14 protein-coding genes and 2 pseudogenes are annotated in these 15379 nt (G+C 64.7%); 11 read left to right on the top strand and 5 right to left on the bottom strand.

Annotated features, from left to right (window positions below; genetic code table 11):
* The first annotated feature begins 113 nt into the window (after positions 1-113).
* From ACFQDL_RS27080 to ACFQDL_RS27035, 10 genes and pseudogenes are all read left to right on the top strand, one after another.
* Entirely contained in the window at positions 114-1139 is a 1026-nt protein-coding gene (locus ACFQDL_RS27080) for a TRAP transporter substrate-binding protein (RefSeq protein ID WP_379911705.1), read from the top strand.
* A 312-nt stretch (positions 1140-1451) separates the two neighbouring features.
* Positions 1452-2279: an SDR family NAD(P)-dependent oxidoreductase gene (locus tag ACFQDL_RS27075; protein WP_379911704.1), complete on the top strand. Its 828-nt coding sequence runs from the start codon at positions 1452-1454 to the stop codon at positions 2277-2279.
* A 12-nt stretch (positions 2280-2291) separates the two neighbouring features.
* Positions 2292-4043, top strand: a complete 1752-nt coding sequence (locus ACFQDL_RS27070) for an FAD-dependent oxidoreductase (RefSeq protein WP_379911703.1) — start codon at positions 2292-2294, stop codon at positions 4041-4043.
* Between the two features lie 45 nt (positions 4044-4088).
* Entirely contained in the window at positions 4089-4424 is a 336-nt protein-coding gene (locus ACFQDL_RS27065) for an NIPSNAP family protein (RefSeq protein ID WP_379911702.1), read from the top strand.
* Positions 4424-5196 (top strand): annotated as a pseudogene (locus tag ACFQDL_RS27060) (SDR family NAD(P)-dependent oxidoreductase). The gene ACFQDL_RS27065 and the pseudogene ACFQDL_RS27060 overlap by 1 nt, the downstream one beginning before the upstream one ends.
* A 55-nt stretch (positions 5197-5251) precedes the next feature.
* Complete coding sequence (locus ACFQDL_RS27055; protein ID WP_379911701.1) at positions 5252-6103, top strand: branched-chain amino acid ABC transporter permease; 852 nt, start codon at positions 5252-5254, stop codon at positions 6101-6103.
* A 109-nt stretch (positions 6104-6212) separates the two neighbouring features.
* Positions 6213-7220, top strand: a complete 1008-nt coding sequence (locus tag ACFQDL_RS27050; protein ID WP_379911700.1) for a branched-chain amino acid ABC transporter permease — start codon at positions 6213-6215, stop codon at positions 7218-7220.
* Positions 7221-7349: 129 nt separating this feature from the next.
* Positions 7350-8069 (top strand): ABC transporter ATP-binding protein, encoded by a 720-nt coding sequence (locus ACFQDL_RS27045; RefSeq protein WP_379911699.1) that lies wholly within the window; start codon positions 7350-7352, stop codon positions 8067-8069.
* Positions 8066-8764 (top strand): ABC transporter ATP-binding protein, encoded by a 699-nt coding sequence (locus ACFQDL_RS27040; RefSeq protein WP_379911698.1) that lies wholly within the window; start codon positions 8066-8068, stop codon positions 8762-8764. The genes ACFQDL_RS27045 and ACFQDL_RS27040 overlap by 4 nt, the downstream gene beginning before the upstream one ends.
* A 53-nt stretch (positions 8765-8817) precedes the next feature.
* The gene (locus ACFQDL_RS27035) at positions 8818-10005 is read left to right on the top strand and encodes an ABC transporter substrate-binding protein (protein WP_379911697.1); all 1188 of its coding nucleotides are present in this window, start codon (positions 8818-8820) and stop codon (positions 10003-10005) included.
* Positions 10006-10138: 133 nt separating this feature from the next.
* On the opposite strand, the gene ACFQDL_RS27030 is transcribed toward ACFQDL_RS27035, so the two are convergent.
* From ACFQDL_RS27030 to ACFQDL_RS27020, 3 genes are all read right to left on the bottom strand, one after another.
* A complete protein-coding gene (locus tag ACFQDL_RS27030) occupies positions 10139-10624 on the bottom strand; it encodes a cyclic nucleotide-binding domain-containing protein (protein ID WP_379911696.1) in 486 nt (161 codons plus the stop codon).
* Between the two features lie 162 nt (positions 10625-10786).
* On the bottom strand, positions 10787-11761 hold the full coding sequence (locus ACFQDL_RS27025; RefSeq protein ID WP_379913385.1) for an aldo/keto reductase: 975 nt from the start codon (positions 11759-11761) through the stop codon (positions 10787-10789).
* Between the two features lie 141 nt (positions 11762-11902).
* Positions 11903-12856 (bottom strand): Gfo/Idh/MocA family oxidoreductase, encoded by a 954-nt coding sequence (locus ACFQDL_RS27020; protein WP_379911695.1) that lies wholly within the window; start codon positions 12854-12856, stop codon positions 11903-11905.
* 35 nt (positions 12857-12891) lie between these two features.
* Between ACFQDL_RS27020 and ACFQDL_RS27015 the strand changes: the two genes are divergently transcribed.
* Positions 12892-13116: a hypothetical protein gene (locus ACFQDL_RS27015; RefSeq protein ID WP_379911694.1), complete on the top strand. Its 225-nt coding sequence runs from the start codon at positions 12892-12894 to the stop codon at positions 13114-13116.
* Here the strand turns inward: ACFQDL_RS27015 and ACFQDL_RS27010 are convergent.
* Positions 13062-13802, bottom strand: a pseudogene (locus ACFQDL_RS27010) (NAD(P)-dependent oxidoreductase); the annotation flags it as partial. The gene ACFQDL_RS27015 and the pseudogene ACFQDL_RS27010 overlap by 55 nt on opposite strands.
* Before the next feature lie 259 nt (positions 13803-14061).
* Entirely contained in the window at positions 14062-15285 is a 1224-nt protein-coding gene (locus ACFQDL_RS27005; protein WP_379911693.1) for a LysR family transcriptional regulator, read from the bottom strand.
* Between the last annotated feature and the right edge of the window lie 94 nt (positions 15286-15379).

Here is a 15379-nt window from a genome sequence, read left to right as displayed (position 1 = left end):
TTTCATACCGGTATTGCCTAGTATAAGCGTCATGCAGATATATTGATTCAGGGTGTTGCAAAAGTAATCAAAAGGTTCCCAGGAGCCTGGTAATAATAATTAAAGGTATCCCAATGAATAAACATAAATCCCTTTTTGCCGGTCTTTACCTTTCTGCCGGTCTGGCGCTGGCGCCGATCACCGAGGCCGCCGACGTCAATCTGCGTTTTGCCCATTTCTGGCCGGCCAGTTCCGGTCTGGCGCAAACACTGGCGCTCTGGGGCGAAACCGTCGAGAAGGAATCGAATGGCCGTATTCAGGTCGAGATGTACCCGTCGCAAACGCTGGCCAAGGCACCGAAGATATACGACTCGGTGGTGGCGGGCATCGCCGATATCGGTGCCACCATCCAGGGGTATACCGCCAACCGCTTTCCCCAGACCCAGATCGTCGAGCTGCCCGGACTGGTGAAGTCCGCGGAGCAGGGCTCGTGCATTGTCCAGACCCTCTATGACGAGGGGCAGTTCAAGGGCGAGTATGACGATGCCCAGGTACTGTTCATGTTCACCCACGGTCCCGGCCATATCCACACCCATGACAAGCCCGTCACCAGACCTTCGGACCTCGCCGGGATGCTGATCCGTCGGCCGACGGTGGTGGTCGGGGAGTTGCTGACAGGGCTCGGCGGCGAGCCTATCGGCTTGCCGGCTCCGGAGATGTATGGCGCCATGCAGCGCGGCGTGATCAACGGCGTCACGCTGCCCTGGGAGGCGATGGGCTCCTTCCGTCTCAATGAACTGGCCGAACAGCACACCGAGATTGGCCTCTATACCACCGCCTTTGTCGTGGCGATGAACAAGCGTGTCTACGACGAGCTCCCGGACGACCTGAAAAAGGTGATCGACGACAATTCGGGCCTGAAGTGGGCGGACAAGCTCGGTACCACCTATGACGAGCTGGACGTGACCGGGCGCGAACAGGCGAAGGAGCTGAATCACAGCTTCACGGTGATCGAGGGCGGCGTCAACAACCCCGACTGGAAGCCGGTACTCGACCAGGTCACCGACAGCTACCTGAAGGAGCTCGAGGCGAAGGGCAAGCCGGCCAACGCCATCTACCAGCGCGCCCAGGCACTGTCCGAAAGCTGCAGCGGCGCCTGAACTCCTTCCAGCGCCGCTCCGCGACCGGGCCTGTTATGGTCGGCCCGGTATGCGTTTTTTGCCGGTGCAGGAAAACCGATAGCGCAATTTGTTTAATACTCGTTTCAATCTTTTTAAATGTCATTTAATTAAAGACAGGGGCTCTTTTTGCCTTTTGAATGCACCGAATATCCGCCTGTTTTGTCCTGATAAAAGCGCGTTTTTTAAATTCTCTACACGGCATTGCCTATTTAAATTGAATGTATTGCGGTGCAAAGAATAAAGACTCTTTTAGGCGGCTGCTGTTTAGGTCGCACCGTTGAGGATATAGAAATGAATCACGAAAACTTCACAGCGGACTGGCTCGAACTCCGCGGCAGGGTCGCGGTCGTGACCGGCGCGGCCAGCGGCATCGGTGCGGCCATCGCCAGTGCCCTGGTCGATGCCGGCGCCCGGGTGGCGTTGCTGGACCGCGACCGCGACGGCGTCGAGGCACTGCGTCGGGAGCTGGCGGGGCGGGGCGAGGTAATCGGCCTGGCCTGCGACATCGGCGACGAAGCCCAGGTGCGCGCTGCGGCCCACCGGGTGGCCGAGGCGCTGGGACCGTGCCAGGCGCTGGTCAACTGCGCCGGTGTGCTGCGTCCGGCCGGAATCCGCGACATCGATATCAACGACTGGGAGATGGTGCTGCGGGTCAACCTGACCGGCGCCATGCTCTGCAGCCGCACCTTCGTCGAGCCGATGCTGGCAGCGGGCGCCGGCAGCCTGGTTCACGTCGCATCGGTCTCGGCGCACCATCCGCAGACCTTCAGCGGCGCCTACAGCCCGAGCAAGGCCGGCGTCAGCCTGTTGTCGAAGCAGATCGCCGCGGAACTCGGCGCCACCGGCATCCGCAGCAACGTCGTTTGTCCCGGCATGATCCGCACGGCGCTGTCGGAGTCCTTCTACGCCGATCCGCAGATCAAGGTGGCGCGCGAAGCCCTGACCGCCAGCAAGCGTATCGGCCGGCCGCAGGATATCGCCGACGCCGTGCTCTATCTGCTGAGCCCGCGGGCGGCCTATATCAACGGCGCCGAGCTGGTGGTGGACGGCGGACTGGAATGCATGCTGATGGATGCCATTCCCCGTCCCGGTTATTCCAACCTGCGTGAGACTGACTGAGGAGACTTGTCCATGACGACCGAAACGATCCATTGCGACCTGCTGGTCATCGGCTCCGGCGCCGGTGGTCTCTCCACCGCCATCACGGCCCGCAAGGAGGGCCTCGAGGTGGTGGTCATCGAGAAAGCGCCGGTGTTCGGCGGCACCACCGCCTTCTCAGGCGGCGTGCTCTGGCTGCCGGGCAATCCGGTGAGCCGTGAGCAGGGTATCGAGGACAGCCGCGACGCCGCCCGCCGCTACCTGCAGGCGGAGACCGGCGACTTCTACGATGCCGAGGCGGTCGAGGCGTTTCTCGACAAGGGGCCGGAGATGGTGGAGTTCTTTCAACGCGAGACCGAGGTCAAGTTCGTGCCGACACTATACCCGGACTACCATCCGACCCAGGACGGCGGCGTCGACGTCGGCCGCTCGATTCTCGCGGCGCCGTTCGATATCCGCAAGCTCGGCCAGGACATCAAGCGCATGCGGCCGCCGCTCAAGACCATCACCTTCATCGGCATGATGTTCAACTCCTCCAACGCCGATCTGAAGCACTTCTTCAACGCCACCCGCTCGCTGACGTCCTTCGTCTACGTGGTGAAGCGACTGGCGACCCATATCAGGGAGCTGGTGCTGTATCGTCGCGGTGTCCAGGTCACCAGCGGCAATGCGCTGGCGGCGCGTCTGGCGAAATCGGCGCTGGATCTTGGCATCCCGATTCTGACCGAAACCTCCGCCCGCGAGCTGCTGCACGAGAACGGCCGGGTCACCGGCGCGCTGGTGCAGGGCGAGCAGGGCATTCGTCGCATCAGTGCCAGCAAGGGGGTGGTGCTGGCTTGCGGCGGTTTCTCCCACGATGTCGAGCGCATCCGTCAGGCCTATCCGCACCTCAAGCGCGGCGGCGAGCACCACTCGCCGGTACCCACCGGCAATACCGGTGACGGCGGACGCATGGCCGAGCGTGCCGGCGGTCGCGTCGAACTGCGCTACCGCGATGCCTCGGCCTGGATGCCGGTTTCGCGGGTGCCGATGGGCAACGGCCAGTATGGCGTCTTCCCGCACCTGCTGGACCGCTACAAACCCGGCGTGATCGGCGTGCTGCGCAACGGTCAGCGTTTCTGCAACGAATCGGAGTCCTACCATGACGTCGGCGCCGCGATGATCCGCGCCTGTGAGGAACAGGGTGAAACCGCGATGTGGCTGATCTGCGACCAGACGGCGCTGGGTAAATACGGCCTGGGCTACGCCAAGCCTGCGCCGATGCCGGCCACGCCGCTGATCCGCAACGGCTACCTGCTCAAGGGGCGCACCCTCGTGGAACTTGCGCAAAAAGCCGGTATCGACGCCGCCGGTCTCGAAGCCACGGTGCGCGAGTACAACCAGGGCGCCGAGCGGGGCCAGGACAGCCAGTACGGTCGCGGAAGCACCAGCTTCAACCGTTTCCTGGCGGACCCGGACCGCAAGCCCAATCCCTGTGTGGCCCCGGTCGCCAAAGGGCCCTTCTATGCCGTCAAGGTGTACATGGGCGACCTCGGCAGCTTCGACGGCATCCGCACCAACGTCGTCGGCCAGGTGCTGAACGGCACCGACGCGCCGATCGACGGCCTTTATGCCGTCGGCAACGACCGCGCCAGCATGATGGGCGGCAATTACCCGGGCGCCGGCATCACCCTGGGGCCGATCATGACCTTCGGCTACATCACCGGGCGTCATATCGCCGGCGTCGAGAATCTGCTCGAGCCGCAGTTGCACGCTGTTCCGAATCAGGAGGTGGCCAATGGCTGACCGCTTGCTCGATTCGACAAAACGCTCACTCGCGAGGAAGTCTCAATGACCGACAAACCGCTGATCGATCATCGCATCTACACCATCAAGCCGCGCAAGATGGGCGAATTCATCGAGGTGTTCGACCGCATGGCGATGCCGGTTCTGCTCGAGACCCTCGGCCATCCGGTGGGGTTCTACCAGAGCCAGGTCGGGGCGCTGAACCAGTTCGTCCATCTCTGGGCCTACGCGTCGCTGGCAGACTACGAGCGCCGCTGTCATGCACGGGATACGCATCCGGATTTCCCCGCCTATCTGCAGGCCTCCGGGCACCTGATCGAGGCGCAGGAAAACCGGCTGCTGCAGGCGGTCGAGATGCCCAGCTGGCGGAGCCGGGATTGATGCGCCCGGTCGCCATCATTACCGGCGGCGCCGGCGGCATCGGTCTGGCGACGGGCCGCTGTCTGGCCGCCGACGGCTACCGGGTGGTGCTGGCGGATCTGGACGGCGTTGCCGCCAAGCGGGCCGCGGGACGCCTGGGCGCGGATCACCTCGGCATCGCTGTCGATATTACCAAGGAAGCCTCGGTGGAAGCCCTGGTCATGACGGTGGTCGAGACCTGCGGCCGCATCGACGCGCTGGTCAACAACGCCGGTATCGGCGACCAGCCGGGCGCGACCTTGGATCAGAGCGCCGACGCCTTCGACCGGGTGCTGCAGGTGCACCTGCGCGGCACCTTCGTCATGAGCCGATGCGTCGGTCGGGAGATGCTGCGCCAGGGGACGGCGCCATCGTCAACCTGAGTTCGATCGCGGGCCTCGGTGGCATCCCGACCCGCAATGCATACGGCGCCGCCAAGGCCGGCATTGTCGCCATGACCCGGTCGATGGCCTGCGAGTGGGCGCGGCAGGGCGTGCGCGTCAATGCGGTCGCGCCGGGTTATGTGCGCACCGAGCTGGTGGCGGAGCTGGCCCGTCGCGGCGCCATCGATCTGGCGGCGCTGGAGCGCCGCACGCCGATGGGGCGGCTGGCGGACCCTGAAGAGATCGCCGACAGCATCGCCTTTCTGCTGTCGCCCCGCGCCGGCTACATCACCGGCACCACCCTGGCCGCCGACGGCGGCTGGCTGGCGCTCGGCGCGCCCGAATCCACCCTCGATCCGAAGGAGGTGTAATCCCGTTCGAGTAACCCGACACATTCAAGCCATAACAATAATGAGGAGTTAAATCGTGCTGACAATCAGTATTTTCAACGGCCTGGTCTACGGCGCGCTGTTGATGGTGGCGGCCTCGGGCCTGGCCATGATCTACGGCCTGCGGCGGGTCGTGAATTTCGCCCACGGCGCGCTCTACATGCTGGGCGCCTATCTCGGCTACAGCCTTGCCGAGTTGACCGGCTTCTGGGGCGCGCTGCTGCTGAGCCCGCTGATCATGGCGCTGCTCGGCGTCGCGCTCGACCGCTTCGTGTTCCGGCCACTGCAGGACCGCGACCCGCTGTCGGTGCTGCTGGTGACCTTCGGACTGCTGCTGATCATCGAGGATTTCGTTCATGCCGTCTGGGGGCGGGGAAACCTCTCGGTCGAGGTGCCGGCGCTGCTGGAGAACAGCGTCGAACTGTTCGGTGCGCCGGTACCGCTGTACCGCGTGCTGGTGGTGGCGCTCGGCGCCACGGCGATGCTGGGACTCTGGGCCTGGATCCGCTTCAGCCGGCTCGGCCTGTTCGTCCGCGCGCTGAGCACGGATCCGCTCACCACCGCGATGCAGGGGGTCAATACCGACCGCGTCAGCGCCGCCGTCGTCGGCCTCGGCACCGGGCTGGCCGCGCTGGCCGGCGTCGCCGCCTCGCCAATGCTGTCGCTGGTGCCGAGCATGGGCAGCGACATCCTGGTGGATTCCTTCGTGGTGGTGGTGATCGGCGGTCTCGGCAGCCTCGGCGGTGCCTTCGTCGCCGCGCTGCTGCTGGGCCAGGTGCAGTCGTTCGGCATCCTTTACCTGCCGTCGCTGTCGGCGGTGCTGCCGTTCCTGTTGATGATAGCGATTCTTCTGTGGAGGCCGGCGGGCCTGTCGGGGAACCGCTTATGAGCCCGCTAACGACAGGAAAGACGCAGAGGCTGCTTTCAACGGCAACGCCGTTCCTGCTGATGATAGCCATTCTTCTGTGGAGGCCGGCGGGCATCGCCGGGAACCGCTCATGATCAAGACGACCCGAAAATCCATTCTGCCGGGCATGGCGCTGGCGCTGTTGGGCGGCCTGGCACTCTACGCCGGCACCGGTTCCGCGACGCTGCTGTCGTTGCTGACCCAGGCCACCATTTACGCCATCTTCGCCCTCGGCGTCGGACTGCTGCTGCGCCAGAGCGGTCTGGTCAGCTTCGGTCATGCGGCCTTCTTCGGCTCGGCGGGCTATCTGGTCGCGCTGCTGCTCAAGTATGCCGACTTGGCAGCGGGGCCGGCGATTCTCGCCACCGTGCTGATCATCGGCGTCGCGGCCTTCCTGCTCGGCCTGGTCATCGGCCGCATCCCCGGCATCGCCTTCGGCATGCTGACGCTGGCGGTGGGACAGACGCTGTACCTGTCGACGCTGAAATCCCGCGACCTGCTAGGCGGCGCCGACGGTCTCAATATCGCCTGGCTGGATACGCTGTTCGGCGCGCCGATGAGGGCCCTGTACGACCCGGGCACCATGTTCCTGGTCTGCTGGGTGACGCTGGTTCTGATCGCCGCTGCCCTGGCGTGGCTGGTGCGCAGCCGCTTCGGCAGCACCGCCGCGGCAATCCGCGACAACGAGGAACGCGCGCGCTACATCGGCATCCGCGTGCTGGTACCCCGCGCCGCCATCTACGGTCTGTCGGCCGCGGTGTCGGCGGTCGCCGGCATCCTGTCGGCGCTGTACACCGGCTTCGTGTCGCCGGAAAGCCTGCACTGGAGCGTCTCCGGTGTGGCGCTGATGATGGTCATCCTCGGCGGCTTCCGGGTGCTCTGGGGGCCGGTGCTGGGCGCCATGCTCTATTTCCTGGCCAAGGACTACCTCGGCGAAGTCACCGACTACTGGATGGCGCTGCTGGGCGCGGCGCTGATCCTGACGGTGGTCTACGCCCCGGATGGACTGTCCGGGACCCTGGTCCAGGTCTACCAGCGTCTTCGCCGGCCGGCGCGTACCGCCGCGCTGACCCGACTGGAGGAGGGCAAGTCATGCTGAAGCCGATATTCGAAGTTACCGGGCTGACGGTGCAGTATGGCGGCGTCAAGGCAGTGGATGGCGTCACGATGTCGCTGCAGCCGGGGCAGATCCGCGGCCTGATCGGGCCGAACCTGGAGGGGGCAAGTCATGCTGAAACCGATATTCGAAGTCACCGGTCTCACGGTGCAGTACGGCGGTGTCAAGGCAGTGGATGGCGTGACGTTGTCGCTGCAGCCGGGGCAGATCCGCGGCCTGATCGGGCCGAACGGCGCCGGCAAATCGACGCTGATCGATGGCATCTCCGGACGTCGGCGCCCGGCCGCAGGCAGCGTAAGCCTCGATGGTACCGACATCACCCGGTTCGGCGTGCTCGAACGGCGCCGTCTCGGTCTGTCGCGTTCCTTCCAGCGTACCAGCATCTTCGCCGGCATGGGCGTGCGGGAACAGGTGGAGCTGGCGGCGGTCAAGGTCGGAGCCACCGATCCGGAACGGGACTGTCACGACAGCCTCGCCGAGCTGGGCCTGCTCGACGTCGCCGAATTGACCGCGGGTGAACTCGGCTACGGTGAGCAACGCCGCCTCGATCTGGCGCTGGCATTGGTGGGGTCGCCGTCGGTGCTGCTGCTTGATGAGCCGATGGCCGGCCTCACCGTGCCGGAGTCGCTGGAACTCGCGCAGCACCTGAAAAAACTCGCCAACGAGCGCGGCGTGTCGGTGCTGCTGGTGGAGCACGACATGGAAGTGGTGTTCGGCGTCAGCGACCGCATCACCGTGCTCGAGCTCGGCAAGGTGCTGGCCGAGGGTGTGCCTTCCGAGGTGCGGGCCAACCCGCGTGTACGTGAAGCCTATCTGGGGAGTGCGGCATGAAACAGTTGCTTTCGTTTGACGGCGTCAACGCCGGTTACGGTGCGGCCAGGGTGCTGCACAACCTCAACCTCGACGTCGCCGAAGGCGACCGGGTCGCGCTGATCGGCCGCAATGGCGTCGGCAAGACCACCCTGGTCAACTCGCTGCTCGGCGTGGCGTCGGTGCGCGCCGGCCGGGTGTCGATCAACGGTAGGGTACAGGGGCGTCCGCGCCCCTACCGGGCGGCGAACCAGGGAGTGATGATCGTGCCACAGGGGCGGCGCATCGTCGCCAACCTCAGCGTCGAGGAGAACCTCCGGCTCGGCGCCGCGGTGAAAAGGCCCGGTCCCTGGCATCTCGACAGCGTCTACCGACTGTTCCCGATTCTCGAGGAGCGGGCCCATACGCCCGGCACCGCGCTCTCCGGCGGCCAGCAACAGATGCTGGCGATCGGCCGGGCGATGATGGCCAACCCGTCGCTGATGATCCTCGACGAGCCCACCGACGGGCTGGCGCCGGTCATCGTCGACCTGCTGGCCGACAGCCTCAACCAGCTTGCCGACCAGGGCACTGCGCTGCTGCTGGTCGAGCAGAACCTCAGTCTCGTCGCCCGCGTCACGCGGCGCTATTACGCCCTCGACAAGGGTACGGTGGTGGCCGAGGGCGCGGTCGATGCCGACGACATCGAATCGCTCAAGCGACACGTGACGATCTGATCCCGATCGACACGACAGAAGAACGCAATACAACAACAAAAGGTGATAACCCCATGACCCATTTTGGCAAAAAACTGTTTCGACTGGGTGCAGCGACGCTGCTGAGTGCGGCGCTGGCGACGGCGGCGCAGGCTGCCGACCAGGACCCGATCCGCATCGGCGCCGTCAGCTCGATAACCGGCGTGTTCGCGCAACAGGGCGAAGAGGTGCTGCGCGGGATCCAATTCGCCGTCGAGGAGGCCAACGCCGGCGGCGGTATCGCCGGCCACCCGGTCGAGCTCAAGACCGCCGACGACGAGAGTACGCCGGAGGCCGGCCGCCGGGTGGCGGAGAAACTGGCGCGTGACGGCTTCCCGTTCCTGATCGGCCCGATCTCCTCGTCGATTTCGCTGACGCTGTCGCAGAGCCTCGAGCGTTGGGATGCACTGTACGTCGCCGTCGCCAGCAAGCTCGATGATCTGACCGGCAAGGCGTGCAACGCCCGCATGTTCCGCACCAACCACTCAGACAGCATGGACCTGGCAATGATGGGCAAGTGGCTGGAAAGGGTCGAAGCGAAGAAATTCGCCGTGATCGCCGCCGACTACACCTGGGGCCACGGCTCGGCCGAGTTCTTCGAGAAGACCGCCAGGGCGCAGGGCAAGGACGTCGCCGAGACGCTGTACGTGCCGATGGGCACCAAGGACTTCGCGCCCTACATCGCCCAGCTGCGCGCCGCCGATGTCGACGCCATCTGGGTCGCAATGGTGGGGCGTGATGCCATCGGCTTCGTCAAGCAGGCCAAGGCGTTCGGCCTGACCGACAGGCAGCTGATCGGCCACGCGCTGATCTTCAACTACCTGGTGGACGCCACCGGTGATGCCACCGCCGGGGTCTGGGGCAATATCGGCTATGGCGCCGGTATCGACACGCCGCGCAACAAGGCGTTCGTCGAGGGCTTCAGGCAGAAGTATGGTCGCGTTCCGACCGAGAACGAGGGCCAGGCCTACAATGGCGTGCAGGCGATATTCGAAGGCGTGCGTTTAGCCGGCAGCACAGAACCGGAAGCGGTGTCGACAGCCCTCGTCGGCGCCGAGTACGAGACCATCTACGGCCCGGCGACCATGCGCCGGGACCATCAGCTGGTAATCCCGAACTATGTCGGCCAGGTGAAGCAGGTGGGCGACCGGTTGCAGCCGGTGGTCGAGCTCAGCTACCAGCCGTCGATCTATCCTCCGGCGTCGAAGGAGTGCATGCTGTAACGTAATCGCACCAGAACCAGGGCGCGGCAGCGCGCCAACTGGAAAGCCCGGCGCCCGCTACAGGGGGCGCCGGGCTTTGCCGTTACTGGGCAGCCGGGATACCGCCTGCGTGTTGAAGAAAGATTGCCGAGGGTCAGTGGTCGATGGCGTGCTCGACCAGGATATTGCTGAGCTTGCGGACGATTCGTGCCAGGTCACGTGCCAGGTTGAGGGTCATGATGCCGAAATCGAAGGGGTACTTTTCATGCAGGTCGGCAAAGAGTTCGGACGAGATTTCGAGTACGATGCTGTCCTCGTGGGCGACAGCCTTGCCGACATGGTCGTGCAGGGCGATCATCGCCACGAAACCGACTTCCTCGCCGGGCATCGAGGTGCGGGTATAGGCATACTTCCCCTGATGATGCTTGAAGAAGTCGACCGATCCTCTGCAGACGACGAAAAAACTGCCACCCGGATCGCCGCTTCGGAAAATTTCCTCATGCTGGCGGACGCTGTAGACCTTGCCGTTTTCTACCAGAAAGCGAATCGCCTCGCGGGAGATGGCGCCGAAAATGGAGCCGCTCTGAAGCCCGTAGGCATCCAGTTCATCGAAAATCGCCTTTGCCGATAGTGGCTGCATGTTTCTGCTCTGGTTGCAGTATCCTTTGCGCCAATTCTGCGCGCGATAGCGAGCCGGTTCAATACCGCTAATAGCTTCATATCGTCGCCCGGGGCCGGGCGGGTGCAAACAACGCAGGGGAGGGCCTCCCGGCAATCAGCGAGAGGCTCCGGGGGAAGAGCCTCAGGCGAACTCTTCGGTGTCGATCTCGGCCTGCTGGGCCTCGTTGTAGCGCGGTCCGGAGACGGTGATCTGGTTGATCAGGACGTCGAGGCGCGCGACCACGTCATCTTCCAGGCGGACGCTTTCGGCCAGCAGGTTTTCCCGCATGTGGTCGATGAAGCGCGTGCCCGGAATCGGCACGATGAACTCGCCCTTGCTCCGCACCCAGGCCAGCGCCAGCTGGGCCGGCGTGCAGCCGATGGCCTCGGCAATGCGGCCGTATTCCTCGAGCAGCGCCAGATTCTTCGGGTAGTGGCGGGCGCTGAAACGCGGCATGTTGTTGCGGATATCCTTCGGCTCGAGGGACGCGATATCGCGCAGGCTGCCGGTCAGGAAGCCGCGGGCCAGCGGGCTGAAGGCGACCAGGGCAGTGCCGCTGTCGCGACAGGCATCGAGCAGGGCGATTTCGGGATTGCGGGTCCAGAGCGAGTACTCGGACTGCACCGCCATGATCGAATGTTCGCGCTGCGCCTTTGCCAGGGTGGCGGCGGAGACTTCGGACAGACCGATGGCGCGGATTTTGCCGTCCCGAACCAGGTCGGCCAGGGCGCCGACGCTCTCCTCGATCGCGACCTGCGGGTCCAGCCGGTGCAGGTAGTAGAGATCGATGCAGTCGGTCTGCAGGCGCCGCAGGCTTTCCTCGCACTGGCGTTTCAGGGTATCCGGGCGGCCGTCGATTTCCTTCTTGCCGCTTTCACGGCCGATCGCCATGCCGCATTTGCTGGCCAGGAACAGCTGGCTGCGCTTGGCCTTCAGCGCCTTGCCGAGCAGCTTTTCGTTGGCACCGCCGCCGTAGAGGGTGGCGGTGTCGAAGTGCCGGTAGCCCAGGTCGAAGGCGGCATCGAGTGCCCGCAGGGCGTCGCCTTCCGACAGCGGTGTGCCATAGGCATGGGACAGGTTCATGCAGCCCAGGCCGATTCCGGGGGTATCGAACAGGGGTTCTCATTCTGCATTGGTAAAGACCTTTATCAGATGGTTACGCGTTCCCTGAAAACCGCTCCTGCGTTATCAGGGTTTCCGCCATCCATGGCGGTCACAGGTGACAGGTTACGCGTAACCTGTCACGCATCATCGCATTCAGCAATCCGCCTTCAGGCACTGCTCCAGGCGGTCCAGGGTTTCCATCGCCGGCAGACACTGGACGACGCTGGAGTTGGGTTCGCGGCCTTCGCGGATGGCGGCGATGAACTCGCGGTCCTGCAGCTCGATGCCGTTGTTGGAGACGGCCACACCGCTAAGATCGATCTTGTTTTCGTGACCGTCGACCAGGTCGTCGTAGCGGGCGATATAGGTGCCGTTGTCGCAGATGTAGCGGAAGAAGGTGCCCAGCGGACCGTCATTGTTGAACGACAGCGACAGGGTGCAGAGGGCGCCGCTCGGCACCTTCAAGCCGATGCTCATGTCCATGGCGATGCCGAGTTCGGGATGGATCGGGCCTTCGAGGGCCTGCACCTTGCTCGCGGTTTCGCCGGTCTGGTACTGGAACAGATCGACGGTGTGGCAGGCGTGGTGCCACAGCAGGTGGTCGGTCCAGGAGCGCGCCTGGCCCAGGGCGTTCTTGTTGGTGCGGCGGAAGAAGTAGGTCTGGACGTCCATCTGCTGCACCTTCAGCTCGCCGGCCTGGATCTTGTTGTGGATCCACTGGTGGCTCGGGTTGAAGCGGCGGGTATGGCCGGCCATGGCGACGAGGCCGGTACGCTTCTGGGTCTCGACCAGCCGGCGGGCGTCTTCGATGTTGTCGGCCATCGGGATCTCGACCTGGACGTGCTTGCCCGCTTCGAGGCACTGGATCGCCTGGGAGGCGTGCAGCTGGGTCGGGGTCGCCAGGATCACGGCGTCGACATCGTCGCGCGCCAGGGCTTCGGCCAGGTCGGTGCAGTAGTGGGGCACGCCGCGTTCTTCGGCGAAGGCGCGGATCGCATCGGGCTTGGTGCCGACCACCGAGGTGACTTCGGCGCCGTCGATGGCGGCGATGGCATCCATGTGTTTCATGCCGAAGGCGCCCGAAGCGCCGGCGATACAGATTCTCATCAGTTTGCTCCCTATAGTCGTCGGGTTCGTTATAAATGCTTGCGGGTGGAGGCGCCGCCGAGGCGCTCCAGGATCTCATCGGCCTGCTGTGCCAGGTCGGTCGAGTCGTCGCGGATCTGCAGCTCGCCGATCCGCTGTTGCCGGCGGTCGTGGCGCTGGCCATGTCGTTGCCGATACCCAGTTCCGTCAGGGTGGTCGCGACCTCGCGCATTTCGGCGGCGCGGCGGATGCCGTGGCGGCGCATGCGCTCGAGGTTGTAACCGGCGCGCTCGCGCCAGCCGAATCCGGGAAAGCTCTTCTCGAGGGACAGCAGGATGTCCTCTTCGATACCGGCCCTGCGTGCCGCCAGGAAACACTCGGCACTCAGGGCCTCCATACCCTTGATCATGACGCTGCGCAGCATCTTCACCGTCGAGGCGGCGCCGACGGCGCCGGGCATCGGGCGGGCATTCATGCCCAGGCGCTCCAGCAGCGACAGCAGCTCTGTGCTGTGGTCACCGCTGACCAGCAGCGGCGTACGCTGGCGTGCCGGATGGATCGGCGCCATCACCGCAACATCACTGTACAGGGCGCCGGTAGGGGCGACGATATCCGCCGAGGCCGCCTTGCAGCCGGGTGAACAGGAGTTGCAGTCGAGAAAGTGCTGTCCCGGCTGCAACAGCGGTGCCGCCGCTGCAGCCGCGACCGCCGCCTGGTCGGCAGTGACCAGAGAGAAGACCAGGTCGGCACCGGCGATCGCCTCGGCCAGAGTCGCGCTGCCCTGGATGCCGGCGCTTTCGTAATGGCGCCGGATCCGGTCGCGTATCGCCGGATCGGGGCTGTCGGACTTGATATCGTAGGCGCGCATCTCGACGGCGGCGCCGTCGTCGATCAAGCCGGCGGCGATCGCCGTCGCGGCTTCGCCGAAACCGATAAAGGCAAGGCGTTGTGCAGCATTGCTGGACATTGACAGCCGCTCCCGCTGAATCCGTGATGGGCACCTCGAAAAACCTACTGCGCGGCTCATAGGCTGCGTTGCGCGGTGCTCGGAATCCTCATGTATACCAAAATACACTGCGGTTCCTGCGCGCCGTGCGCCTTGCCTCTGAACCTCTCGTTACGGTTTTGCGAGGTGCCGTGATGCCCTTCAATCTAGCACCGTGGACCTGGCCTGAATAATTGAATCTGGGTTCAGGGTATTCATTTTTTGCATAGCGCTTGCTGCGTTACTGCTCCGCATAACGGCCGGCGGCGTCTCTCAACATCTCCAGAAACTGCCCCTGCGCGGGGGTCGGCTGCCAGTGCTGGCGCAGGGTGATACCGATAGGACGTCGCGTGTGGCTGAGGGCATAGGGCAGCACGCAGAGCAGGCCCAGACGCAGCTCGTGCTCGATCTGGTGGGTCGAGATCAGGGTCAGCCGGTCGCTGCCGCGCAGCAGTTCGCGGATAAGTATTTGCGAACTGGTTTCGACCAGGCGGCGCGGCGTCGGCAGCCCCTTGTCGACGAACAGCGAGTCGAAGAAGGCGCGTGTCGGGGTGCCGGCGCGCGGCACCACCCAGGGATAGTCCGCCAGGGTGGCGATATCGAGCTTCGGGCTGGAGGCGAGCGGGTGGCCCTTGCGCGCGACGATCGCCAGCGGCGGAGCGAGCAGCTCCTCCTGCACGATATCGTCGGCGGGAGCCGGGAAACGCAGCGCGCCGACCAGGAAATCGAGATCGCCATGACGCAGGTGCTGCAGCAGGTCGTCGTAGGGCGCATCGACGACGCTGATGCCGATATCCGGGTGCTGAATGCTGAAGCGGTTGATCACTTCGGGCAGGATCGAGGTACGCGCCAGCGGCATGCTACCGAGCACGATCCGGCCCACCTCCCGCGAGCGCAGTGCGCCGAGTTCGTAATAGCCCTGGCGGATCTCGGCAAAACCCAGCTTGGCGGCCCGCGCCAGCGCCTGACAGGCCTTGGTGGTGCTGATGCCGGTACTGGTCTTCTCGAACAGCGGGATCGCCAGCAACTGCTCCAGCTCCCGGGCCGCCCGGTGCAGCGAGGACTGGGAGACGCCGATATTGCGGCTGGCGATGCTGAAGTTCTGTGCCTCGGTGACGGCGACCAGGGCCTTGAGCTGGGTGGTGGTCAGCAGGGCCAGTATCTGTTGTGCCGAGGTGGGGCGGCTGCCGGAGCGGCTTTTCAGCGCCTCGCGAATCCCTTTTTCGATATAGCCCAGGCAGCGATCGACACGGTTGTGCCAGAGCCGTCCCGCGTCGGTCGGAAACATGCCGTCGGTCTGGCGTTCGAACAACTCGCTCTCGAGCAAGGCTTCCAGTTTTGCAATCGCCTGGGTGATCGCCGGTTGCGACAGGAACACCCGCGGGGCGGCCTGGCTGATACTCCTGCATTCGGCGACTTCGCGAAACACCCGCAGGTGTCTGAGGTTGGGGATCGGAAAGCTCATCGGGCTCCTTGTAGACAGGCGGGTTGCAGGTGCTATCTCAAAATCTAATACCTTAACGGACAAAATGAAATGGCCAATGTCGGCGCTATGGGTC

The organism is Marinobacterium aestuariivivens (genome assembly GCF_042661465.1).
Classification (GTDB): Bacteria; Pseudomonadota; Gammaproteobacteria; order Pseudomonadales; family Balneatricaceae; genus Marinobacterium_A; species Marinobacterium_A aestuariivivens.
This window is presented reverse-complemented; position numbering and strand designations above follow the sequence as displayed.